Origin of the sequence: Streptococcus sp. 2018110, from assembly GCF_019754115.1 — a bacterium.
GTDB classification, from domain to species: Bacteria; Bacillota; Bacilli; order Lactobacillales; family Streptococcaceae; genus Streptococcus; species Streptococcus hashimotonensis.
Genome location: NZ_JAIJZO010000008.1, coordinates 73,569 through 98,993 on the forward strand (window position 1 = coordinate 73,569; position 25,425 = coordinate 98,993).

Consider the following 25,425-nt stretch of genomic DNA (forward strand, 5'->3'; position numbering starts at 1 on the left):
ATCACACATTTACTTGTCAGTAAATATCCTTTCTGATTGATATGGAATATTATACACCTTGGAGTTCACTCCAAGTCAAGGAAAAAATGAGTTTGAATTCATATTTCCTTTGTGATAGACTAAGTGTATTGGAAAGAAAAGGAGAGATAATGACGGTTTTAGTTCCTTACAAACGCATGCCCATTTGGAATCAGAATACGGTTCCCCAGCATTTTTTGACCAAGCACAATACCAAGGTGGGGACTTGGGCCAAAATCAAGGTCTTGAGAGGCCAGCTCAAATTTGAGCCGATTTCAGATGATAATGAGATTTTGGGAGAATATGTCTATGGTCCGACAGACGATATTCCTTTTGTGGAGCCACAGGCTTGGCATCGAGTGACCTTATTGACAGAGGATACGGAGTTTTTCTTGGAATTTTTCTGTCAGCCAGAGGATTATTTTGCCAAAAAGTATGATTATACTCGGACGCATTCGGAAGTCTTGGAGGCCTTGAAAATCATTGAGCCCTGCAAGGTTTTGGACCTGGGCTGTGGTCATGGTCGCAATAGTCTCTATCTAGCCCAGCAGGGGTTTGAGGTGACGGCGGTTGATAAGGATGTGCCAAGTATTCGGACACTCTTGCAGGTCAAGGAAGTGGAGGACTTGGACTTGCAGGCTGGAACCTATGACATCAATTCAGCCAGTCTGGAGCAGGACTACGACTGGATTATCTCAACAGTGGTCTTTATGTTCTTGGAGCGGGATCGGGTGCCAGCCATTATCCGCAATATGCAGGAGCAAACACGACCTGGTGGCTATAACTTGATTGTGGCGGCTATGGATACGGAAGATGCGCCCTGTCCTATGAATTTCTCCTTTACTTTTGGAGCAGGTGAGTTGAAGGAATACTACCGTGACTGGGAACTGGTCAAGTACAATGAAGATTTTGGTCAACTCCATAAGCGGGATGAAAATGGCAATTTCCTTAAGATGCGGTTTGCGACCATGTTAGCTAGAAAAAATGTGTAAAATATATCTGAAAGCACTTGCAAGGCAAGTGTTTTTGCGTTACAATGTAGGTGCAAATGGGTAAATCATATTATACTCAACGAAAATCACCTTCTGTTTGGGTCGGAGACTTGTGTAAAATAGTCTCTGGATTCCTATCTTTGGAAGGAGCCTACTTCTGATTTTCACAGAGTATCAGGAAAGGAGAAGTCTATGAAAAAGACTTTTGTTCGTATAGCCACATTTCTAATGTTGGTTTGCCTATTCCCTGCTCAACTTGTTCAAGCCTGTTCAGGCTTTATCATTGGGAAAGGGTTGACAACGGATGGTTCTATCCTTTATGGTAGAACGGAAGATTATCCCTATCCACCAGATAATGGAGCGCACAATAAAAATTATATTGTGGTTCCAGCAGCAACCTATGCTGAGGGAGATATGTTGGTGGATGAAACATTTGGTTTTACAGCACCACACTTGGCAAATGAGTTCAAGTACACCTCTACGCCTGATGCGGCGCGTGGGGATGGTTCAAATGGTAATTATGGGGCGCACGGTTTTAACGAAAAAGGCGTATCCATGACTGCTACTGTAACAGCTATTCCAAATGCTAAAGTCTTGGCAGTTGATCCTCTAGTTGAAGCTGGAGGGCTGGGAGAACCAATTTTGATTGATTATGTTCTTCCTAGGGTCACTAGTGCGCGTGAAGGTGTTGAGCTGATTGCAAAGACAATCGATGAAAAAGGCTCAGCAGAAGGGAATATTGTTATTATTGCTGACAAAAATGAAGTTTGGTACATGGAAATTTTGTCAGGACACCAATACGTAGCCATCAAGTTCCCTGAAGATAAGTATGCAATTTTTGCAAATACTTACTATCTAGGTCATGTTGATTTTACCGATACAGAAAATGTGATTGCTTCTGCAAAGGTTGAAGAAGTAGCCAAACAAGCGGATAATTATGTGACAGTCGACGGGCAGTTCCATATCGCTAAATCATACGGCCCTGCAACTTATGCTGAAGCAGACCGTTCCCGTGTGTATGCAGGTATTAAATTGATGGATCCAGCATCGCCTGTAACCTATGAAGATGCTGTTTATGATTTGCTACGTCAGCCAACAGATTCAAGTCGTCGCTTTAGTTTACAAGATACCTTTGCCTTACAACGTAACCGTTTTGAACATCTTCCAGAATTTCGTCCAGACGATGAAGCAGGCAAGGTAAAACAAGGGGATAATGGTGCGAATGACCAAGCGGCAGATGCGACTTATAAATACGCTCTTGGTAATGAAAACGTCATCGATGCCCATGTTTATCAGATTAATAGTAGCTTGCCATCAGCCTTCGGTGGCACAGTATGGTTGGGCTTGGCTCAGACAAGGAATACACCGTATGTTCCATTTTATGGTATTGTGACTGATACTTATGAAGCCTTTAAAAATCGCTCAGCTTCTTATGACACGAATTCATGGTACTGGACGGTACAAAATATTGATAAGATGGCCATCTCACACCCAGAGTTATTTGGTACATCGATTCAAGAAAAATGGATTGCCCTTGAAAATGAATGGATTGCTGTACAGGCAGCTCTTGATGCTCAATATGCTGGACTTTCAGAAGATGCAGCTGTAGCCTTGGCTCCAACTGTAACAGAGGCAACCTTGGCTCGTTCAGCAGAGATTTTTGCCCAACTAAAAGCTGTTGAAGCTGAAATGATGGCAAAAATTGAAGCGGCAACAAGTCCGTCATCCAGCAGCACCGACTCATCAAGTAGTACTGAACCATCCACTAGCACCGAACCATCATCAAGTAGTACTGAACCATCCACCAGCACTGAGCCATCATCAAGTGGTACCGAAACTTCAACCAGTACTTCAAGCAGTACAAGTCAGTCTACAAGTGCTTCTGACACAGGAGGAGCTACGGATACTTCCTCATCAAGCGGAACAGTAGTATCTTCTGATAAGAAAGTAACACCTACCAATAAAAAAGGTAAATCAAGTCTTCCTAGTACAGGTGAGCAAGTCAGCCTCTTGTTGGTGGCGTTAGGTGTTGCAGGAATTTTAACAGCAATTTTTCTTCATCGGAAAAAATCCAGTAAAGAATAAATGAATATGTAAAAGTAGGTTGGATTGATTTCAATCTACTTTTTTGAAACAACTTTGTTTACAAATGTAGTCGTTTTATGTATAATGTGATTACAAACGTAGTCAAAGGAGAAGGATATGAAACAAGCAAGCTATCCCATTCAAGGCATGACCTGCGCCTCTTGTGCTCTGACGGTTGAAAAAGCTGTTGGTAAATTAGCAGGGGTAGAAGAGGCTAGTGTCAACCTAGCGACTGAAAAATTGAGTGTTAGCTATGATGAAAAGCTTTTGGGACTAGAGGATATTCGTCAGGCAGTTGAAAAGGCGGGCTATCAGCTGGTCGATAACTTGGTGACCGAGTCTTATGACATTTCAGGCATGACCTGCGCTTCCTGTGCTCTGACGGTTGAAAAAGCTTTGGGCAAACTAGAGGGCGTAGAAGAAGTCTCTGTCAATCTGGCGACAGAAAAGGTGACCATCCGTTATAGCCGCGATAGGCAAAATCCAGCTAGTCTTGAAAAAGCAGTTGAGCAAGCAGGCTATCAACTGATTAGACCAGAAGAAGTGGAAGAGACGGTGGATAAGGGACCAAGCAAGGAAGACAGTCTTTGGAAACGATTTGTCTGGTCAGCAGTCTTTACTCTTCCACTGCTCTATATTGCTATGGGGCCAATGTTGCCTTGGGGCGGTCTTCCATTACCAGCCTTGCTCCATCAACCGCTAGTCTATGCGGTCAGCCAAGTCATCTTGCTCATCCCTGTCCTTTATATGGGACGCAGTTTTTTCCAAAAAGGCTTTAAAACTCTCTTGCAAGGCCATCCCAATATGGATTCCTTGATTGCTGTCGGGACTGGAGCAGCCTTGGTTCAAGGTCTTTTGATGATTGCTTTTCTTCTGATGGGGAAAGAAGTAGCCATGCACGGTCACCATCCAGAACTGTATTTTGAATCAGCCGCCGTTATCTTGACCTTGATTACCCTGGGAAAATATTTTGAAGCTAGAGCCAAAGGTCAGACTTCTGAGGCCATTAAGAAATTGATGGATCTGGCTCCCAAGACGGCCCAGGTCTTGCGAAATGGGCAGGAAATGCAAGTGCCGATTGAAGAAGTGGTGGTCGGTGACCAGGTCATTGTTCGCCCAGGTCAGCAAATTCCTGTTGACGGTCAAGTTCTAGAAGGTCAGACACGTGTGGATGAGTCTATGCTGACGGGTGAGAGCCTACCAGTGAAGAAGGCACTAGGCGACAATGTTTTTGGCGGCACCCTTAATCAGCAAGGCGCCATTACCATGCAGGCTACCAAGGTTGGTCGTGATACGACTCTGGCTCAGATTATTCGCTTGGTAGAAGAGGCTCAAGGGTCTAAGGCACCCATTGCCAAATTGGCTGACCAAGTATCTGCCGTCTTTGTGCCAGTTGTCATGGGCTTGGCTTTCTTGTCGGGGCTGGCCTGGTATTTCTTGGGTCAAGAATCCTGGATTTTTTCACTAAGTATTATCATCGCCGTCTTGGTCATCGCCTGCCCTTGTGCTCTGGGTCTAGCAACTCCGACAGCTATCATGGTTGGGACTGGAAAAGGGGCAGAAAATGGTCTTTTGTTCAAGTCTGGTCAAGCTATTGAAACCCTACAAGGTGTGAACACCATTGTCTTCGACAAGACAGGGACTATTACAGAGGGCAAACCCCAGGTGACAGACATTCATCTCTTGTCTACTAAAAATCGTGAGCAGGTCCTCCAGCTGGCAGCAAGTAGTGAGCAATTTTCCGAGCATCCTCTGGCTCAGGCTCTCCTGCAAGCTGCACAGACAGAAAAGATTGATCTCTTGCCTGCCACTGATTTTCAGGCTCTTTCTGGCCGTGGTCTTTCGGTGACAATAGCAGAGCAGACCATCTATCTGGGAAATGAACGGTTGATGCGGGAACAGGGAATTAATGTTTCCCAAGGACGTGCAGTTGCGGAGGCATTTGCCCATCAAGCCAAGACGCCTGTTTTCCTAGCCAGCCAGCAAGAATTACTAGCAGTCATTGCCATTGCTGATAAAGTAAAAGAGACCAGCCGTCAGGCTGTCCAGGTTCTGCAAGCCATGGGATTAGAAGTGGTCATGCTGACAGGGGACAATGAAAAAACTGCCCAAGCCATTGCCAAGGAAGTCGGTATCGAGCAGGTGGTCAGTCAGGTCTTACCAGATGACAAGGCCAACCAAGTCAAGCTCTTACAAGAACAGGGCAAGACAGTCGCTATGGTGGGGGATGGCATCAACGATGCCCCAGCTCTAGCTCAAGCCCATGTGGGTCTGGCCATTGGTTCTGGGACTGATATTGCCATTGAGTCTGCCGATATTGTTCTCATGCATAGTGACATTTTGGATGTGGTCAAGGCTGTTAAACTCAGTCAGGCAACCATGCAGACCATCAAACAAAATCTCTTCTGGGCCTTTGCTTATAATGTGATTGGTATTCCAATCGCCATGGGTCTATTACATGTATTTGGTGGTCCTCTGCTCAATCCTATGTTTGCAGGTGCAGCCATGGCCCTTAGCTCAGTGTCCGTCGTCTTGAACGCTCTGCGATTAAAAACATATAAACTATAGCTAAAATACCAGTCAAAAAACTGGTATTTTTGTTCCTAAACGCTTACAATAGATATATTAAGTGCAAGGGAGATGTTTATGACAACCTTTATTGGAAAACCAGTGACCTTGGTAGGTCCACGATTGCAAGTGGGAGATACTGCCCCTGATTTTGTCCTCATGGCCAATGACTTGAGCCTGAAAAGCCTGAAAGACTTTGGCAAGCAGACCAAGGTGATCAGTGTGGTGCCTTCTATTGACACAGGGATTTGCGATACCCAGACTCGTCGCTTCAATCAGGAACTGGCTGACCGTGACAATACGGTTGTTATTACGGTTTCAGCAGATCTGCCTTTTGCCCAAAAACGCTGGTGTGGGGCTGCAGGTTTGGAGGATGCCATCACCCTATCTGATTACTATGACCATGCCTTTGGTAAATCCTACGGTGTGCTCATGCGAGAGTGGAATTTGCTGGCGCGTGCGGTCTTTGTCCTTAATGCCGACAATGAAATCACCTATGTGGAATACCTGGACAATGTCAACGAACATCCAGATTATGAAGCGGCTTTAGAGGCTGTTAAATAAAAAAATATATAACGGTGTCTGAGCAGGCATCGTTTTTTGATTTTCATATTGACTTATAGTGAACTACAAGTGTTATAATGGCATACAGGAGGTATAGACCATGGACAAACTCGGATACACGATTGCGGAAGTCAGTCAAAGATACCAGATCAATAGTAATACTCTACGTTATTATGAACGAATTGGCTTATTGCCAGATGTTCCAAGAGCCAGCAATGGACATCGCTATTTTACAAAGGAAATCCTGGCTTGGCTGGAGATGATTATCTGTCTGCGTCACTCAGGTGTCAGTATTGAAACGCTGACAGAGTATGCTTCCTTGTTGAAGCAGGGCAATAGCACCGTCAAGGAACGGGAAAACTTGTTGCGGGAGCAGTTGACGACTCTCTATCAAAAGCAGGCCAACCTCCAACGCTCCATTGACCGCTTGGAGAAAAAAATAGCTTTATATGAATCAGGTGAGATTGAACAAGACCTTTCCTACTTTGAAGACTATGCGATTTTATCCGATGAAAAGGATAGTTGGAAGGAGATAGATGTATGAAAATAGATGTATTTGCCCATGTATTGTTGCCCCAGTTTTATCAGAAAATGTTGGTCCTTAATCCAGCCTTGCCTCAAAAAATGCCTTTTTTACAGAATCCTATCCTACAAGATATGGAAAAAAGGCAGGCTCTGCAAGATTCAGCTGTCAAACAGATTATTTCATTTGTCAATGTCAATCCAGAAGATTATCTGGAAGCAGAGCCAGCCTTGGCTTTGGTTCAAGAAGCCAATCAAGAACTCTTGGAAACTGTTCAGGCCTATCCAAATCAATTTTTTGCTGGTGTGGGCATGCTGGTCCTGAACAATATTGAGGGAAGTCTGGAAATTTTGGAAGACTTTGTCGCTAAAAATCCTGAAATTGCTGGAATCCAGCTATTTTCAAGACATCTTGGTCTGTCCATTGCAGACCCGTCATTTAGACCAATCTTTGCCAAATGTGAGGAGTTGAATATTCCAATCTGGTTGCACCCTGTATTTGATAATCGCAAACCAGATAACAACATTGTTTTTTCATGGGAATACGAGCAGAGTCAGGCTATGCTGCAATTGGTTCAGGCTGGTATCTTCCAAGATTTTCCTAATCTGAAAATCATTGTTCACCATGCAGGAGCCTTGGCACCGTTTTTTAGCGGACGAATTCAGTACATTTTACCAGAAAAACAGGTGGAGGACTTCCGCAAATTCTATGTGGACACCGCCATCTTAGGCAATCCAAAGGCTTTAGAATTGACCCTTGACTATTTCGGATTGGACCGTGTTCTCTTTGGAACCGATGCGCCTCTTGGGATTGCGCCTGCAGGGGCTACGCTGGTCATCTCAGAAGCTATTGACTCCTTGCACTTATCTCAAGAGGACAAGCAAGCCATTTACTCTGAAAATATCAAACTATTACTGAAGGAGACAAAATAGATGAGTAAGCCAGTTGTTCATTTATTTCATCTAGGAGTTGATGAGAAAAATCGTGATAGCTTTTACCAAGTGGGTATGGAAAATTTCCAGACCTCCTATGAAGAGGAAGCTGGCACTCTTGCCATGTACGCCAGTTCTTTAAAGGGAAATCCGTTGGAGTACAAAATTTTTGAGGTCTATGCAGATGAGGTGGCCTACCAAAGTCATCGGACTTCTCTGCACTACCAATCCTATGTAGAGCAGGTGGGATCCAAACTCACCAAGCGGGAGGTCTATGAAGTAGAAGCCTTGTTTTTGGAAGAAAAGTTGCCGTCTGGAGTGTGGCTAGGACCAGAACACCATTTCCTAAAATTTGCTCAGGTTCAAGTGAGAGAGGGAAGCCAGGAAGCCTTTGAAAATAGTGTCCTAATAAACATGCAAACTTCTATAAAAGAAGAATCAGGTGTTTTAGCAATGTATGCCGCAAAGGACAGCCAGCAATCAAATCGTTATTATTTCTACGAAGTGTATGCGAGTGCGAAAGCCTACGAAGACCACCGTTTGACTCCGCATTTTCAACGCTATATTTCAGAAACGCAGGATTTGGTGGAAGAAAAAAACTTACAGGACTTGGAAAACAGTATCGCAATCTCGAAAGGGCAGTTGGCTTTTTCTAGCTAATTTGTATCCCCTAACTTTCTGTGCTATACTGTTGAAATGAAAAAATTTTAACAGGAGATTCTATGCCCTTTATCAAGCATAAAAAGGTCGAGTTGACCGAATTATTTTATGATTTAGTTTATGTCTATACTATCAGTCAGCTGACGTCGATAATCCACCATGCCCATCAGGGAGTTGTCAGTCTTCAGTCCTTTTTTAACTTCTCAGTTGGCCTGATTATTTTTGTTAATTCCTGGATGGTGCAGACAGTCTTTACAAATCGTTTTGGAAGTAACAGCTTGAGAAATATCATTTTTATGTTTTTACAGATGATTTGTCTTTTGGTGGCATCAAGTGCAGTTGCAGGAGAGTGGCAGAATCGTTTTGTATGGATTTTTCTACCCATGGCCATTATTTCCTTGCTGCTTCTGGTTCAGTACATTTTAGAATATTTCCAGACTTCAAACGATGCGGATCGGAGTCTGATGAAGCAGTTTTTCTATATCCTCGGTTTGCGGTCTGTCATGCTCTCCCTTTCCTTATTTTTCCCTTATGAGATAGGTATGTGGATTGCCTTGGTTGGTATTCTCTCGACCTGGTTGCTACCTGGATTGCTCAGCGATCCCAACCGTGGCTTTGTTTCGGCTGACTTGAATCCAGTAAATTTTCCACACTTGATGGAGCGCTTGTCGCTCTTAGTGATTATTACCTTGGGTGAGTCCTTGATTGGAATCTCAGAGCATTTTAGTCCAGAGAATTTTTCTTGGGAATCCATTGCGATTTTCATTACTCTAACAAATCTTTTCATGGTCTATATTGTAGAAGTGGACCACCTGTTTGATGTAGAACGGGAAGAAACTGGGATTCGTGCCATTTATAGTCACTACCCCATACTCTTTGGGCTCAGCTTGATAACCATAGCCCTCTCATTTTTTGGAAATGGTGACATGAATACCCAGTACACCGTCTTTTATTTTTATGGTGGCCTAGTCCTCTTTATACTCGGACTCCTTCAGCACAATGTTTATAATAAGCAAGGCAGAATCCTATCCAAGCAGTTTCAATCTACCCAGCTCCTGCTCATCAGTATCGGCTTTGGAATTAGTCTGCTAGTCTTTACTCAGTCATGGAGTTGGTTGATCGTGACCAGCTTGATCGTGACTAGTCTGATGATGATTGGTTTTGTTGGTATGAACCTTGGTCATTCGGCAGAATAAAAAATCCCGCTTCAATCGAAGTGGGATTTCTGCTTACTGACGCTCAATAGTCAGGCTGATTTTGACGATTGGTTTGCCTGGCGTCCGCTTGGTCCACCAGTCTTTTATGTGGAAATAGCTGAGCAGGGCAAGCAGGATTGGATAGGCAGTTGACCATATACTGATAAGTGTATGGAGTTTTGAGACTTGAAGTACCAGTGATTCCTTGGTTGCCAAAAGGATGCTCTTATCACGAATGTAGTCTTGAATGCTGTCAAATAAGACCTGCACATCACCAATTTTCGTCAGGGGAGCTTCAGCTACGATGGCTTGAATTTCCGTCCCAATCGCCAGAACATCCAGGTCTTGTATGGCTTGGGCATTTTTCCATAAGTCAAGTCCAGTCGAGAGACTGGTCACCAAACCAAAGACAAGCAAGCCGATTGAGTCCCAGAACAAGAGGCGGTAGCCCCAAAGAATGAGCTTGTTAATCTTGCCATCCATGAGCTTGAAGGCCTTGAAGAGCTTGCCGGTTAAGAAGTAGAAGAGAATGATTTCGACCAGACAGATGAGGACCATGACAAGTAGGAGCAGGATTGCCCGTCGTACCCAACCTTGTATCAGCTGGTCTTGAATCAGATCGCTGATGTTTTCTAGGTCAAGCTGGAAAAGGCCTTGGATTTACTTGTTAAAAATGGTACGTGAAAGAAGAAAATCAAACAAGTCAGTCCGAATAGACTGGAATATTTTTGTCTAATTTGATATACTAAGTTCATCAAAAACAAGGAGGGTCTTTTATGGAAAAGACAAAGATTATTCAAGACGTTTTGGCCCTCATTCAAGACTTGAATCAGGCCTTTCAAGCAGATAAAGTAGGAACAGCTGATGAGCAACGGTTCCAGCATAATTTGACAGAGACGACACGCATATTGTCGGAGGCCAAGTCGGTCACCAATACAGAACTGATTGCGATTGAGAAATTCTACCGTTCGACCAGTTTTTTGGTTGGACTGGGCGATCTGCGGTTGAGTGAGACCAGCAGGCAGGCTTGGCAGGCCTTTGATCGCTACTACTACCAGACCATCAGAGAAGAATTGAAACTCTATGGTGGCTCTGCTATTGCCCAAATCTAAAAGATAATAGGAGAGGGTGAGAAACCCTCTTTTGTGCTATAATAAGTAGTAAGAATACAGTTGTTAGGAAGAGAAGAAGCGAGGTGTGCCATGTCCTACATCCAAGTAAAGAATTCGTCAAAATACTACCAAATGGGGGATGCGACCATTGTGGCAAATGACGGTGTGTCCTTTGAGATTGAAAAGGGGGAGCTGGTCATCATTCTTGGCTCATCGGGGGCGGGCAAATCCACTCTGCTCAATATCTTAGGTGGCATGGATAGCAATGACGAGGGGGAGGTTTGGATTGACGGTGTGGATATTGCTAAGCTTTCAAGTCATGAACTGACCAACTATCGTAGAGATGATGTAGGTTTTGTCTTTCAATTTTATAATCTGGTCGCCAACCTGACCGCCAAGGAAAATGTGGAACTGGCAGCAGAAATTGTCAAGGATGCCTTGGATGCCGAGGAGGTCTTGGAACAGGTCGGACTCGGTCACCGTATCAATAATTTCCCCGCTCAGCTTTCAGGCGGCGAACAACAACGTGTGGCCATTGCCCGTGCTGTTGCAAAAAAGCCTAAAATTCTCCTCTGTGATGAACCGACTGGTGCCCTGGACTACCAAACTGGTAAGCAGGTCTTGCAAATCCTACAAGATATGTCCCGCAAGCAGGGGGCGACGGTGATTATCGTTACCCACAATAGTTCCCTAGCCCCTATTGCAGACAGAGTGATTCGGATGCGGGATGCCCGTGTACACTCCGTTGAGTTACACGCAGAACCACAGGATATTGCAAGCCTAGAATATTAGTGGGTGAAACTATGAAAAAGAAAATCTACTGGAAGGATATGAGACAATCTCTGCTTTCTTCCAAGGGACGTTTTTTGTCCATATTTAGCCTGATGATGCTAGGAGCTCTAGCTTTGACAGGTCTGAAAGTAACAGCTCCCAATATGGAAAAGACGGCCCAAGCCTATATAGCTAGTCATCGAACGATGGATTTGGCAGTAATTTCAGGTCTGGGACTTAGTCAAGCTGACCTTGACGAATTAGAAACGATAGAAGGTGCTACTCTTGAAGCGGGCTACTTTAAAGATGTGGTTACTAATGAAGGTCAGACTGCAATTCGGCTGTTTTCAGTTCCCAAGACCCTATCGACCTATAAGCTAATAGAAGGGGAAATGCCCAGTCAAAAGGGGCAAATAGCCCTATCAGCTTCTTTAAAAAATCGTTACAAATTGGACGATACTGTTCAAGTGACGGAGTCTGATAAGGATGGAAAAATCTTGACACAGACAAGTTTTACTCTTGTGGGCTTTGTCGCATCAGCAGAAATTTGGGACAATGAAACCATGGGCATGGCTGCGAGTGGTGATGGGCAGTTAGGTGGCTATGGCCTTGTTAGTCAGGATACCTTCAAATCAGAAGTTTACACTATTGCCCGTATTCGCTATGATGATTTGGTTGATTTACCATATTACAGTCAGGCCTATCAAGACAGGTTGGACCAGCACCAAGAAGACTTAGAAAAGTTATTGGCTAACAATGATGAACAACGATTGGCAGCTATTCAGTCAGATGGACAGACAGATATTTCAAAAGGGGAAGAGGAAATTGCTCAGGCCCAATCCCAGCTTGAACAGGCAGAGTCAGAACTGGAAACAGGGGAGGAGCAATTAGCGACAGGTCGTAGAGAGTTTGCACGTGGTAGGGCTAAGGTTGTCCAAACGGAAGTTGAATTACGAGCCGCCCAAGCCCAACTATTAAAAAATAAGTTTGAATTGGAAGAAAGTAAAAAGGAATTGGACGGGCGTAAGGCTCAATTAGAACAGACTGCTTCGTTTCTAGACGGCTATCAGATGGAATTAGAAATGTCAGCCCAGCAGTTAGAAAAGGCCAAGCAAGAATTGGATTCCCAAAATGCCCAACTGAGTCAGACCGCATCTCAGATTTCCACAGGGCGAGCTAGTTGGTTTCAAGCTCAGCAAGAGTTAGACCTTGAAATTGCCACTCACTTGCAAGAAGGCCAAACCCTCTCAGACTATCCTGACTTGTTAGCTAGACAGGAAGGTTTGGATGTTGAGAAAAGCCGATTAGACCAAATGAAATCTGTCCATGAGCAGGCCAACCAAGCCTATTTACAAGGTTATGATTACTATCAAACCAAACAAAATGAATACAATAGCAATCTAGCCCAGTACCAAACTTGGAATCAAGAATATCAGGCAGGTTTGGCCCGTTATCAAGCAGGTTTTAGTCAGTATGAACAAGGCATTGCAGCCTACAATAAAGGAGTAGAAGACTATGAATGGGGACTGAGTCAGTTAGAGTCTTCAAATCAACTGCTCCGTCAGGAAGAACTCCGTTTGGAGGAGGCTGATAAAGAGTTAAGTCAAGCTCAATCCCAATTTTCTGAAAAGAAAGCTTCGGCCGATCAAGAAATTAGCCAAGCTCAAACCGAGATTGCTCAGGCTAAATCCGACTTAAGTAAGCTGGAAAAAGCGCCTTATCAGGTCTATACTCGAACAAGCCTACCAGGGGGGGATGGCTATACTACCTATAGCAATGCGACTAGGTCTATTGCGGCAGTGGGCAATGTCTTCCCAGTTGTTCTCTACCTTGTCGCAGCTCTAGTGACCTTTACCACCATGGCCCGTTTTGTCGACGAAGAGCGAACCCAGTCAGGTCTCTTCAAGGCCCTTGGCTATACGAATAGACAGATTATGGCTAAGTTCATTCTCTATGGTTTGGCGGCAGGTCTGGCAGGAACAATAGTCGGCATAATAGCAGGTAATCTCCTCTTGTCTCCACTTATTTCCAACATTATTACGCAGACAACCGTGATTGGACCAGCTAAACTTCATTTTTATCCCCTTTGGACAGGTTTAGCCTTGCTCCTGTCTCTGGCTTCCTCGGTCCTGCCAGCTTACTTGGTGGCTCGTCGGGAACTGACAGAAAAACCTGCTCAGCTACTTTTACCTAAGCCACCGGTTACAGGCTCCATCATTTGGCTCGAAAAATGGCCGGCTATCTGGTCTCGTCTAAGCTTTACCCATAAGGTGACAGCCCGCAATATCTTCCGCTACAAGCTTCGTATGCTTATGACCATCTTTGGAGTAGCAGGGACCGTCGCCCTTCTTTTTGGAGGACTGGGTATCCGTTCCTCTATTTCAGGAGTTGTCCAACGACAGTTTGGAGAGCTGATCCATTATGATATGTTGGTGGTGGAAAATAGCAGAGCTACTGAGGAAGAGTTGGATAAGTTAACACATTTTCTTCAGTCAGATCAGGTTCGCCAATCCTTGCCAGTGGCTTTTGAACAGCTCAATCAAACGGTGGATGAAAACGGTCAGAGAAAGAATCTATCGATTAGTCTCTACATTTCAGACCGTCGGGATTTTGGAAATCAAGTCAGTATGGAAACTTCGACAGGTCAGCCTATTAAACTGAGTGATAGGGGGATTGTCCTCACAGAAAAATTGGCGCAAATCTACGGAGTCTCAGTTGGTGATAAATTATCACTGACCTTGGAAGATAAGGAAGTTTCAGTCAGGGTAGAGGCTGTGGCTGATATGTACGCAGGGCATTTTATCTATATGACAGATAGCTACTACGAACAAGTGACCGGCAAGCAGAAGACTGCTAATGCCTATCTGGTTCAGTTGAAAGACAGTCAGTTGGGGCATATTCAGACTCTTGCAAGTCAACTCCTAGCGATGCCAGCAGTTAGAAGTTTGGTTCAAAATACTTCTCTTATAGACATGCTTACCACGATTGCAGGCTCGCTTCAGACCATCATGACCATTCTAGTCATTCTATCCATCTTGCTTGGCTTGGTTATTCTTTACAACCTTACAATTATCAATATGTCTGAACGGATTCGTGAATTATCTACCATCAAGGTACTGGGCTTCCACAATAAAGAGGTGACCATGTACATCTATCGTGAAACTATTTCCCTTTCGCTGATTGGTATGTTGGTTGGACTGGTTGGCGGTATTTATCTCCACAAGCTCCTTCTTGCCATGATTGGTTCGGATAGTATCCGATTCAATCCATCTGTCGGACTAGAAGTCTATCTCATTCCTATCTTAGCCATTAGTGGAATTTTGGCTGCTCTTGGTTGGCACATCAATCATCATCTGAGAAAGGTGGATATGCTGGAGGCCTTGAAGTCGGTTGATTAAAACAGTCTGGGAATAGACTGTTTTAACCCGAGCCTTGAAAAAGGAGAGCGAGGCACAGTCTGGGTTTGGAAGGAATTTTAAAAAGAGAATGACAGTCTTGCGATTCAAAAATCCTAGTGTATCTAGGATTTTTCTGTAAACACAAGTCTATAAGTATGCTATAATCATCTCATGAAAAAAATAAGTGATTTAGGATTAACAGGTCGAAAATTAGTTGGAGAAGGTCTGATTTTAGTCTTCATCGGTATTGGATTTTTAATTGCTGGTTGGCAATTTCCAGGACTGATTCTTCGATTTGTTCACGCAGGTTTATTCTTTTTGGCTTTATATGAATTAAGCATGATCTTTTTCAGAAAGAAGAAGTCGAGTGAAAGTGTGCTTGCCCTAGTGGGAAAAGCAGTATTATTTGGTATTTTGGCAAGTATTGATTTGGCTATTCAAATTCCTCTCTATTTTGCAGCTATTTTTATAGGGATTTACCAGCTTTTTACGGCAGTCATTAATTTCATTACTTTCTATCTATATAGAAAAGATGGGGTGCAGCCACGGATTCGTTTTTTGATTGACGGAGTTTGGCTATCCCTGTTAGGCATCGCCTCTCTCTTTGTATCAGGCACACAGCTAGTTGTTCAAACAATTGTCATCGGTGGGTATCTGGTCTTGTACGGACTAACTAATCTGCGTGATGGTTTCTTGTTTGAAGAGGCTATTGAGCAACAAAATCTTAAGCGCCATGTCCGTTTGCCCCTACCATTATTTTTAGCAGCTTTGATTCCTCGTATGACCCTGCAAAAAGTCAATGATTACTTGGCGGATAATAAGGGACAAACGGCTCAATCTATCTATAACCGCCACAAAGAAATTGCGGAGCTTCCAGCCTTAGAAGTCTTTGTACACGTTGGAGAAGAAGGGTTCGGAGCAGTTGGGCATGTTGATTTGAGTTACAAAGGGCAGGTCTACGGTTTTGGTTCATACGATGTCCTGTCGGAGCGTTTGGGTGGTGCAATTGGTGACGGAGTTTTGTTTAAAGCTGAACGTCAGGCCTACATTGATTTTTGTAACCAAGAAGGAATGACTATGTTGGGCTATCAATTAGCATTGAGTTCTGAGCAGGAAAAAGCAGTAGAAACGCGACTAGCTGAAATAGAAGGTTTACTGCTTCCATGGCAACCAAGTGCGGAAAAGGTCTCTAGAAGGCCAGACGGCCAGCCTATCGAAATGTATGCCTACCGCATGAAAGAGGCAATTGGGGCAGCACTTTTCAAATTTAAAAAATCAAAATTCAAAACCTACTTTGTCCTCTCAACCAACTGCGTCCTTTTGGCTGATTCAGTAATCGGTCAAGCAGGAACAGATGTCCTAGGCTTGCGCGGTTTCATTGCTCCAGGAACCTACCAATCTTACCTAGATCAAGAATATGAAAAACCACATAGTTTAGTAGTCGCAAAGAACATTTATTATCGAAAAGAGAAATCCTAGTCACTGACTGGGATTTTCTATTATTCCAGCCCTCCCTAGTCCACTAAAACATACGTTTCATGCTATAATAGAGACATGAAAAAAAATAAATTATTATTAATCGATGGCTCTTCGGTAGCCTTCCGTGCTTTCTTTGCACTTTATAATCAAATTGATCGTTTTAAGAGTCCGACAGGCCTTCACACCAATGCTATCTACGGCTTCAATCTCATGCTAGACCACATGATGAAGCGGATTGAACCGACCCATATTCTCGTGGCTTTTGATGCTGGAAAGACCACTTTCCGTACGGAGATGTATGCAGACTATAAGGCAGGTCGTGCCAAGACTCCAGACGAATTCCGTGAGCAGTTTCCTTTTATCCGTCAGATGTTGGATGCCATGGGAGTCAAGCATTACGAACTGGATCAGTATGAGGCAGATGACATTATCGGTACCTTGGACAAAATGGCAGAGCGGACAGACATTCCTTTCGATGTGACCATTGTTAGCGGTGATAAGGATTTGATCCAGCTGACTGATGAGAACACCGTAGTCGAAATTTCCAAGAAAGGCGTTGCCGAATTCGAAGAATTTACCCCAGCCTACCTCATGGAAAAAATGGGGATTACCCCTACTCAGTTTATTGACCTCAAGGCTCTAATGGGAGATAAGTCCGATAACATCCCTGGGGTGACCAAAATCGGTGAAAAAACAGGTCTAAAACTCCTGACAGAATTTGGTTCTTTGGATGGTATCTACGAAAACATTGATAGCATGAAGGCTTCTAAGATGAAGGAAAACCTGATTGCTGATAAGGAGAAGGCCTTCCTATCTCGTACACTTGCTACCATTGATACTCAGGCACCAATCGAAATTGGTCTGGATGACATTGTTTATCAAGGTCCTAAGGTGGATGAACTGGGACAATTTTATGATGACATGGGCTTCAAGCAATTAAGGGCTCAGTTAGGTACGACCAGCTCGCAAGAGGAAGCGGTACTCGATTTCCAAATGGTAACGGAAATCAGCCCCGCTATGCTCAAAAAAGACCAGTTTTTCTATTTTGAAATCTTGGGTGAAAATTATCACCGAGAGGATTTGGTTGGTTTAGCTTGGGGGGATAAGGAGAAAATCTATGTCGGAGGGCCTGAGCTACTTGATAGTCCAGTCTTGCGTGACTTTTTCGAAAACCAAACCATAAAAACCTATGACTTTAAGCGTGGAAAAGTTCTTCTTGACCGAAAAGAGATTACGCTACCTCCAGCTACTTTCGATAGCCGTCTAGCCAAATACTTGCTTTCCACTGTTGAGGACAACTCCCTAACAACCATTGCCAACCTCTATGGTCAGACCAGTCTTGTTCCAGATGAGGCAATTTATGGCAAGGGTGCTAAGTTAGACTTGCCTGAACGCGAGGTCTTTTTCCCACACTTGGCACGTAAGGTTCAGGTTTTGATTGAGACAGAAGAGCCGATGTTGACTAAATTAGAAGAAAATCAGCAATTAGATCTTTTGTTTGACATGGAGTTGCCACTGGCAAATGTTTTAGCTAAGATGGAGATTGCTGGTATTAAAGTGGAAGCTGAGACTCTCAAAGCTATGCAATCTGAAAACGAAGTTTTGATTGACCAGTTGACCAAGGAAATCTATGAACTAGCTGGTCAGGAATTTAATATCAATTCGCCTAAGCAGCTTGGGACCATTCTCTTTGAAGATATGGGCCTACCGTTGGAATATACCAAGAAGACCAAGACAGGCTATTCAACAGCAGTGGATGTCTTAGAACGATTAGCGCCAATTGCACCAGTTGTTTCAAAAATCTTGGAATACCGTCAGATTACCAAGCTTCAATCAACTTATGTAGTCGGCTTGCAGGATGCCATTTTAGAAGATGGTAAGATTCATACCCGCTATGTACAGGATTTGACACAAACAGGTCGCCTATCTTCGACCGACCCTAACTTGCAAAATATTCCTGTTCGTCTAGAACAAGGGCGCTTGATTCGTAAGGCATTTGTGCCATCGCTTGAAAATAGTGTCCTTTTGGCATCGGACTATTCACAGATTGAATTGCGCGTCTTGGCTCATATTTCTCAGGACCAGCATTTGATTGAGGCCTTCCAGCAAGGTGCAGATATTCACACTTCGACAGCCATGCGGGTCTTCGGTATCGAAAAAGCTGAGGATGTGACACCAAATGACCGTCGGAATGCCAAGGCTGTAAACTTCGGTGTCGTCTATGGTATTTCAGATTTCGGTCTATCCAATAACTTGGGGATTACACGTAAGGAAGCTAAAGCCTATATCGATACCTATTTTGAACGCTTCCCAGGAATTAAGAATTACATGGAAACCATTGTTCGTGAGGCACGTGATAAGGGTTATGTAGAGACGATTTACAAACGCCGTCGTGAATTACCAGATATAAACTCTCGCAATTTCAATGTCCGTAATTTTGCGGAACGAACAGCCATCAACTCACCAATTCAAGGTTCGGCTGCAGATATTCTCAAAGTAGCCATGATTAATCTTGACAAGGCTTTGACTGAAGCAGGTCTTGCGACACGTATGTTATTGCAAGTACACGATGAGATTGTTTTGGAAGTCCCGGTGGCAGAGCTAGAAACGGTAAAAGCCATGGTAAAAGAGACCATGGAATCGGCAATTAGCCTGTCTGTACCATTGATTGCGGATGAAAATGAGGGACCGACATGGTATGAAGCTAAGTAAGAAAGGAAGAGTATGAAAAAGATAGTTCTTTGTATTGGTCTATGTAGTCTTCTGCTCGCAGGTTGCGGAAAAACATCGCAGAAGGCAGAGAAAACACCAGCTTCCTCAGGAGAAGAGTTTTCAACCACTTTACCGATTTTGCAAGAAAAGCAGGATACTACGAACGAACAGTTCAATGTTTTAGCAAATGCAGAGCTTGTAGCTGTTAATAGTACACCACCTGCTGACGAAACACAAAAAGGCCACAAGATTTATGCGGCCAATAATGGTGTTGCTGAAAAAGATGAAAATGGGAATATCAAGGAATATTTCCGTTATTATGATGTACCATCTACTTGGACAATTAATGCAGAAAATACTCAGGATGAGACAGTCGCTGCAGTCTATGATGTTAAAGAAGGTTCCAGCAATTACATGGTCCAACTCTATAATATCAATGCTTTTAATCAGTCTCCATTGGAAGACGGTCGCAATATGACGCCGGAGGAATTAGAAGCACGGATGGTTGAAACAAATCATTCTTTCAGTGAAAAGACGGTTGTCACAATCAATGGTCAGGAATGGCAGGTTGGGCGACAGTTATTAACAGATCAAAAATTAGCTCGTCTGACTTTTTATCGGATGGAATCGACAGCTGCTTATGATGACTCCGTGGTTGTGGGTTCAATCTATTATTCCTTAGATCCAGGAACCGATAAAGATCGGACCAACCTTAAAAAGGTTATCGGCCAAGTTAAGGATGTCGTGTACCAAATTGCTAAAAAATAATTAAGGTAGACAAGCTATAATCAGTAACGAGTTATAGTCTTTTAGTTTACTTTTAGTAGTAGGCAACGAGCTGCAGGCTGTACTGGAGTACGGCAAAGCGAGTTAACGAAGTAATAAAAGAAAAACTAAATGACGATAAAACTGACAAGATTGTGTTATAGCACCTTTATTCATTAAACTTTTATTGATTCTAACATTTAATATACATTAAAGGAGGTCTCTATGTCTTATTCCTTCCAAAATCCTAGTCAGGACATTATCTTTGACTATTTGAAAAATGCTAAGACCATTGCGGTGGTCGGTTTGTCTAGTCGAGAAGAGACGGCAGCCTACCGCGTTTCCAAGCTCATGCAGGAAGCGGGCTATAAAATTATTCCAGTTAATCCCAAGGCTGCTGGTGGGACTATTTTAGGAGAATTGGTCTATAGTAGTCTAGCAGAGATTGACCAACCTATTGATATTGTAGATATTTTCCGTAGAAGTGAATTTTTACCAGAGGTAGCACAGGAATTTATCCAGTCGAACGCCAAAGTTTTCTGGGCTCAACTTGGTTTAGAAAGTCAAGAAGCAGAAAAACTGTTGCGTCAGGCAGGTCGTAACGATATTGTCATGAATAAATGTATCAAGATTGAATATCTTGAAATGAAAGAACAATACGAATAGAGGCTGGGCAAAAAGCCCAGCGGCTACTACTCAGAGTTCGTGTCAACATCTCAGCGCAGTGGTTGATTGGCAGATTTGTTCGTGTATTACACTCCAAATCTGACCTAATCAACTGTGCGGGGGTGAGAAGACGAACTCTTTTTTAGACCAGTCGAGTTCTTTCTCACTCCCTTTTTCATCGAAAAAGCAGCTCAATGAACCATTGAACTGCTGGATGACTCTAAGTGAGGAACGCTTAGAATTGGAACAAATTACTACACATGGCGTAAAAATAGAAAGGAAGAAATCTGCTCCAATACCAAGCAGGCTAAAATAGTCCTTTGTCGCTCCTCAGTCATAGTATAACACAATCCAAATGTTTGTACCAATTATTACTATATTTTTTTCTTAAATATCAACATAAAAAGCGTGTATAAAAATAAGAGCATATATCGCTCTTATTTTTATACGTAACTCATTTTCTTAGCCTGATCATCTAAAATTTCTTCATGGAAGTGCATTTGGGCAGCATAGTGATACGGCCATACATATAAACCAGCCAGGCCAAATGTAATAATGACAAGAAGGAACCAGCCAATGAAGGATAAATCAAGTGTAAAGCGTTTAAACTTGTAACCTTTCATCAACTTTCGGCTAGACCGAATGATTGAAAAGGCACTTGTATATTCTTCGCGTTCTAATTGTTCAAACAAGATATATTCTACCTGTGAGTAGGCATAGATTTGTGGAATATAAAGAGCCAACCCTAAAAGGATAAGTAGGATACCTCCCATAGCCATTAGCCCCAGTATGGCAAGGATTTCCATAGGAAGCGCATTAGGATCCAAGGTTTGACTGGATGCAGCTATAATTGTAATCATCGTTCCAGCACCGATAAGTAGACCGATGCCAAGGTAAAACAGGAGTCCCCAAAGGAAGAGCAAGAAACTTTTTAAAATGTAGGTTCGAAAGATTTTCCAGAAATCTTTATGATTGAAAATCATCAGTGCATCTTTAAATGATGTGGAAGTTTTTACCCCTTTGATAAGATGAAATATAGTGCATATAATGGATAAGTGCAATAGTCCTAATAGCAATCCGTAAAATATTGGAAACAAGGAGGTAGAAATAAAGTAGCTAGGACTAGCAAGTTCCTCAGCCGACACTCCAGCAAGGCTATTGCGAGAGAAAGAAATTAACTGAACGATAACAGAAATAGTGACGGGGATGACGGCCACTTGATAGATACCAGGTGTCTCGTTTAGTGTTTGGCGAGCCCGCTCACGTATATTAGAAATTGTAAACATCTACATAACCTCCTTACCCAACATTGTAACATAATTCTAGATGACAAGCTAGGCTTTTTTTGATAGACTGGAAGGTGCTGTGGTAATTTGTCAGTTTGTTGTGATGTGCCTATCTATTTACTATTAAATAAGTAGAAGACAAGGTAAATATCGCTGAAATAAGCGAGAACATTTAAGACATTCTGATGGATTAGACCATGCAAGATTAAGAAACTGTATTCACAGTGAAGTGCTTTTATGTATGATATGAAAGAGCTGAACTGTGAATCCAGAACTAATATCCTAGGACTGTTTTTCCTAGCGGGAGGTAAATAAAACATGACAGATGTTCCAATCAAGTATCGCTTGATTAAGAAAGAAAAGCACACAGGTGCACGTTTGGGCGAAATCATTACCCCACACGGGACCTTTCCAACCCCCATGTTTATGCCAGTTGGAACTCAGGCAACGGTAAAAACCATGTCGCCTGAAGAATTGAAGGCGATGGGTTCAGGAATTATTCTATCCAATACCTATCATTTGTGGCTTCGTCCAGGTGACGAATTGGTGGCGCGTGCAGGTGGTTTGCACAAGTTTATGAATTGGGATCAACCGATTCTGACTGACTCTGGTGGTTTCCAGGTTTATTCTTTGGCGGATAGTCGCAATATCTCAGAAGAAGGTGTGACCTTCAAAAACCATCTCAATGGTAGTAAGATGTTCCTGTCACCTGAAAAAGCTATCTCTATTCAGAACAATCTTGGCTCTGACATTATGATGAGCTTTGATGAGTGTCCGCAGTTCTACCAGCCTTATGACTATGTGAAAAAATCTATCGAACGTACCAGCCGTTGGGCAGAACGTGGACTCAAGGCCCACCGACGTCCGCATGACCAAGGCTTATTTGGTATTGTACAGGGTGCTGGTTTTGAAGATCTTCGTCGCCAATCAGCTCATGATTTGGTTAGCATGGATTTTCCAGGATACTCTATTGGAGGATTGGCTGTTGGTGAGACACACGATGAAATGAATGCTGTACTGGACTTCACGACCCCTCTTTTACCGGAGAATAAACCACGCTATCTCATGGGTGTTGGAGCACCAGATAGCTTGATTGATGGCGTAATTCGTGGGGTTGATATGTTTGACTGTGTATTACCAACACGTATTGCGCGTAATGGAACCTGTATGACCAGTCGTGGACGTCTTGTAGTGAAAAATGCTCAGTTCGCTGAGGACTTTACACCGTTAGATCCAGAGTGCGATTGCTACACATGTAAAAACTATACACGTGCGTATCTCCGCCATTTACTTAAGGCCGACGAGACATTTGGTATTCGTTTGACAAGTTATCACAACCTCTACTTCTTGATTAATTTGATGAAGAATGTCCGCCAAGCAATCATGGATGACAACCTTTTGGAATTCCGTCAAGACTTTATGGAAAAATACGGTTACGGTAAAAACGGACGCAATTTTTAATGCTATTAGACTCCCTACTATTTGTAGGGAGTTTGTTTTATTCAATGGATGATTTCTATCTGTTTTTTGTGTAAATAATGATGTTCGGATTTTATATAACCACAGTCTAGTTTTAACCAAAATAAAGATGATTGTAGAAAGAGGATTGAATACTTAAAGAACAGCTATGTTTTGACTATTTACCCTATCGAATTGATTATATATTCGAAAATAGCAGAAAAATTTAATTTTTTATTAATAAATATTGCTTTATCTACAAGGAAGAGTATGGAGATGGTATAAATAAAAAACGAATAAAAATCAATTTGAAAAGATTTAAAGTTCGATAAAACAGCAATTGCTATGCTGTATTTGTAGAAAAAACGTAATGAAACGATATAAGGTTGAGCCAGTTACATTGACGGAATTAGACAGAAGAGATATAATCGGAATTCAGGCATTCGGTTTGAGTTGGAGTGCCAAAAAATTTAGAGGAGATTACATAGAACATATGTTTAGAGATCAATCAAAGAAGATGATCAAGAAACAGGAGTATTTCTCATTGCGCAAATTTAAGCGTGGATTAGCTTCTGTTACTGTCGGTGCATCATTATTCATGGCTGGTGTAGCGACAGAAACGCTTGTCGTACAGAAAACAGCAGTTGTATATGCAGATGTGGCAGACTATGCTATAAATTCAACATGGGAATTGAGTGATAAAATAGCAAGCGGTCTTCAAACACCGCGAGATGCAGATTTGGCATTTTCAAGTGCAACAGCGACGGTTGTTAAGAAAGACGGCTCAAATGTAGCAGTTCATGTTGCAATCACTCCAACAAATACAGACCAAACAGGTAGTGTATATGTAATGCAAGGAAACAATCAAGGAGTCTATAGCGCCACTGCTAATATGTTTGCAGGAGAGACGGCACCGGCTACTATGCCTGCCTTAGCTGTAATGGTTCAGACACCAATGTCTAAAGCTCCTGAGCGAAGCCAAGAGCTAATTGATAAACTTAACTTTAATGGTAAAGTTGACCAGGGATTTTTAACGATTACATTCAGTGAAGCTGTAACAAATCCGATAATTGATATCTCTGGTTTAGGTGGGTTAGGTCAGGCTAATTCAACAACATACGCTCGTGGTTCATTTAACTCAACGGATCTTGAATTATTGACCGAGGGAGTAAGTTTAGAGGCAGCAAGTTCAGGAACAAACCTGGCGATTACTCCTACTAAGATAACAGTTGTCGATCGCAATACGTATAATCATTCTGTTGTTACCGAGAATCAACACACTGGTTCAGGAAATACACAATCACCACGTCTTGCACCGGCAGGAGCAGGTTCAATCCGAGTTATTGGAACGACAAAAGAGGTAAAATTTAAACTTACTCATGTGTCTACTCCATTTTCTTCATTTTCGAAAGATGCCTATAACACAGGGGATGCTTATTTTGTAAATAATAATAACTATCTAGCTGATGGTATCAATGGCTATAATAAGTTTTGGAATGAAACATATGAGACTGCTGGAAGGACAGCAAATAACGATCAGTTCAGACTCTCAGTTCGTTTGAGCAATACTAAGTACGGTTCAGTAGTTGTTAACTATGTCGATACTGAAGGTAACGTAATCGGTACAGAGTTCAAAGACACTACAAACCAAGCGGTAGGTACAGCCTACGATACAACGGCTGACTCTGGTACAGTCGCATCAGATAAAACAACAGAGCGTCCAGCAGTGATTACCAAAGACGGTAAGACTTACAAGTTGGTTGCAAAAGAAACAACTGCAACAGTTGGTAAAGTTAATGCAGACGGTAGCTTGGCTACAAATGGAACAAACTTTAGCTTCGGTACAGATACACCAACAGGTACAGTTGCTGAAGGTACTAAATCAATCACTTACGTATATGAAGAAGTGAAAGGTTCAGTTATCGTTGATTACGTTGATACAGACGGAAACAAGATTGGTACACAGTTTGTTGATACTGCCAATGTAGCACCTGGTACTGCTTACAATACAGCAAACGATACAGGTACAAAAGCTTCAACAGATACTTCAGAGCGTCCATCTGTGATTACCAAAGATGGTAAGACTTACAAATTAGTCCCTGCTGGTGACTACAATGTAGGTACTGTTGGAACAGATGGAAACTTGACAGCAACAACTAAAGATTTGGGAACAGATGCAGTTTCAGGTGAAGTTGCAGAAGGTACGAAGAAAGTTACTTATGTCTATGAAGAAGTGAAAA

General features: G+C 42.7%; 19 protein-coding genes. 17 read left to right on the plus strand and 2 right to left on the minus strand.

From position 1 onward, the window contains the following. Positions 1-149: 149 nt before the first annotated feature. The 8 genes from tehB to K5Q34_RS06575 all read left to right on the plus strand — a co-directional run bounded on the left by tehB (position 150) and on the right by K5Q34_RS06575 (position 9,538). Positions 150-1,010, plus strand: a complete 861-nt coding sequence (tehB, locus tag K5Q34_RS06540; protein ID WP_105133782.1) for an SAM-dependent methyltransferase TehB — start codon at positions 150-152, stop codon at positions 1,008-1,010. 192 nt (positions 1,011-1,202) lie between these two features. After that, positions 1,203-3,095: a C69 family dipeptidase gene (locus K5Q34_RS06545; RefSeq protein WP_205026950.1), complete on the plus strand. Its 1,893-nt coding sequence runs from the start codon at positions 1,203-1,205 to the stop codon at positions 3,093-3,095. Positions 3,096-3,212: 117 nt separating this feature from the next. Beyond that, on the plus strand, positions 3,213-5,663 hold the full coding sequence (locus K5Q34_RS06550) for a heavy metal translocating P-type ATPase (RefSeq protein WP_221864728.1): 2,451 nt from the start codon (positions 3,213-3,215) through the stop codon (positions 5,661-5,663). A 78-nt stretch (positions 5,664-5,741) separates the two neighbouring features. Then, complete coding sequence (tpx, locus tag K5Q34_RS06555) at positions 5,742-6,227, plus strand: thiol peroxidase (RefSeq protein ID WP_044668344.1); 486 nt, start codon at positions 5,742-5,744, stop codon at positions 6,225-6,227. 100 nt (positions 6,228-6,327) lie between these two features. Beyond that, positions 6,328-6,771: a MerR family transcriptional regulator gene (locus K5Q34_RS06560; protein WP_044668345.1), complete on the plus strand. Its 444-nt coding sequence runs from the start codon at positions 6,328-6,330 to the stop codon at positions 6,769-6,771. Continuing rightward, complete coding sequence (locus K5Q34_RS06565; protein ID WP_221864729.1) at positions 6,768-7,682, plus strand: amidohydrolase family protein; 915 nt, start codon at positions 6,768-6,770, stop codon at positions 7,680-7,682. The genes K5Q34_RS06560 and K5Q34_RS06565 overlap by 4 nt, the downstream gene beginning before the upstream one ends. Continuing rightward, complete coding sequence (locus K5Q34_RS06570) at positions 7,683-8,342, plus strand: putative quinol monooxygenase (RefSeq protein WP_074391781.1); 660 nt, start codon at positions 7,683-7,685, stop codon at positions 8,340-8,342. Between the two features lie 62 nt (positions 8,343-8,404). Further along, a complete protein-coding gene (locus K5Q34_RS06575; RefSeq protein WP_221864730.1) occupies positions 8,405-9,538 on the plus strand; it encodes a low temperature requirement protein A in 1,134 nt (377 codons plus the stop codon). Positions 9,539-9,571: 33 nt separating this feature from the next. Here the strand turns inward: K5Q34_RS06575 and K5Q34_RS06580 are convergent, their stop codons facing one another. Then, a complete protein-coding gene (locus K5Q34_RS06580) occupies positions 9,572-10,096 on the minus strand; it encodes a hypothetical protein (RefSeq protein WP_221864731.1) in 525 nt (174 codons plus the stop codon). A gap of 218 nt (positions 10,097-10,314) precedes the next feature. Here K5Q34_RS06580 and K5Q34_RS06585 point away from each other — a divergent pair, with 218 nt between their 5' ends. The 7 genes from K5Q34_RS06585 (at position 10,315) to K5Q34_RS06615 (ending at position 20,441) form a co-directional block, all read left to right on the plus strand. Beyond that, positions 10,315-10,650: a helicase BlpT gene (locus tag K5Q34_RS06585; protein ID WP_221864732.1), complete on the plus strand. Its 336-nt coding sequence runs from the start codon at positions 10,315-10,317 to the stop codon at positions 10,648-10,650. A gap of 90 nt (positions 10,651-10,740) precedes the next feature. Next, positions 10,741-11,442, plus strand: a complete 702-nt coding sequence (locus K5Q34_RS06590) for an ABC transporter ATP-binding protein (RefSeq protein WP_024406738.1) — start codon at positions 10,741-10,743, stop codon at positions 11,440-11,442. 11 nt (positions 11,443-11,453) lie between these two features. Next, positions 11,454-14,819 carry an FtsX-like permease family protein gene (locus tag K5Q34_RS06595; RefSeq protein WP_253214098.1) on the plus strand — a complete coding sequence of 1,122 codons (3,366 nt, stop codon included), beginning with the start codon at positions 11,454-11,456 and terminating at the stop codon, positions 14,817-14,819. A gap of 171 nt (positions 14,820-14,990) precedes the next feature. Next, on the plus strand, positions 14,991-16,298 hold the full coding sequence (locus K5Q34_RS06600) for a hypothetical protein (RefSeq protein WP_221864734.1): 1,308 nt from the start codon (positions 14,991-14,993) through the stop codon (positions 16,296-16,298). Between the two features lie 75 nt (positions 16,299-16,373). Beyond that, positions 16,374-19,010, plus strand: a complete 2,637-nt coding sequence (gene polA, locus K5Q34_RS06605) for a DNA polymerase I (RefSeq protein ID WP_221864735.1) — start codon at positions 16,374-16,376, stop codon at positions 19,008-19,010. A 12-nt stretch (positions 19,011-19,022) separates the two neighbouring features. Then, the gene (locus K5Q34_RS06610) at positions 19,023-19,778 is read left to right on the plus strand and encodes a hypothetical protein (protein ID WP_044677002.1); all 756 of its coding nucleotides are present in this window, start codon (positions 19,023-19,025) and stop codon (positions 19,776-19,778) included. 222 nt (positions 19,779-20,000) lie between these two features. Further along, the gene (locus tag K5Q34_RS06615; protein WP_029172547.1) at positions 20,001-20,441 is read left to right on the plus strand and encodes a CoA-binding protein; all 441 of its coding nucleotides are present in this window, start codon (positions 20,001-20,003) and stop codon (positions 20,439-20,441) included. A gap of 443 nt (positions 20,442-20,884) precedes the next feature. On the opposite strand, the gene K5Q34_RS06620 is transcribed toward K5Q34_RS06615, so the two are convergent. Further along, a complete protein-coding gene (locus tag K5Q34_RS06620; protein ID WP_172078858.1) occupies positions 20,885-21,727 on the minus strand; it encodes a DUF975 family protein in 843 nt (280 codons plus the stop codon). 318 nt (positions 21,728-22,045) lie between these two features. Between K5Q34_RS06620 and tgt the strand changes: the two genes are divergently transcribed. Together tgt and K5Q34_RS06630 are read left to right on the plus strand one after the other, a co-directional pair. After that, positions 22,046-23,188: a tRNA guanosine(34) transglycosylase Tgt gene (gene tgt / locus K5Q34_RS06625; protein ID WP_002935810.1), complete on the plus strand. Its 1,143-nt coding sequence runs from the start codon at positions 22,046-22,048 to the stop codon at positions 23,186-23,188. A gap of 367 nt (positions 23,189-23,555) precedes the next feature. Continuing rightward, the coding region (locus tag K5Q34_RS06630; protein WP_221864736.1) for a YSIRK-type signal peptide-containing protein at positions 23,556-25,425 on the plus strand (1,870 nt) is incomplete at its 3' end.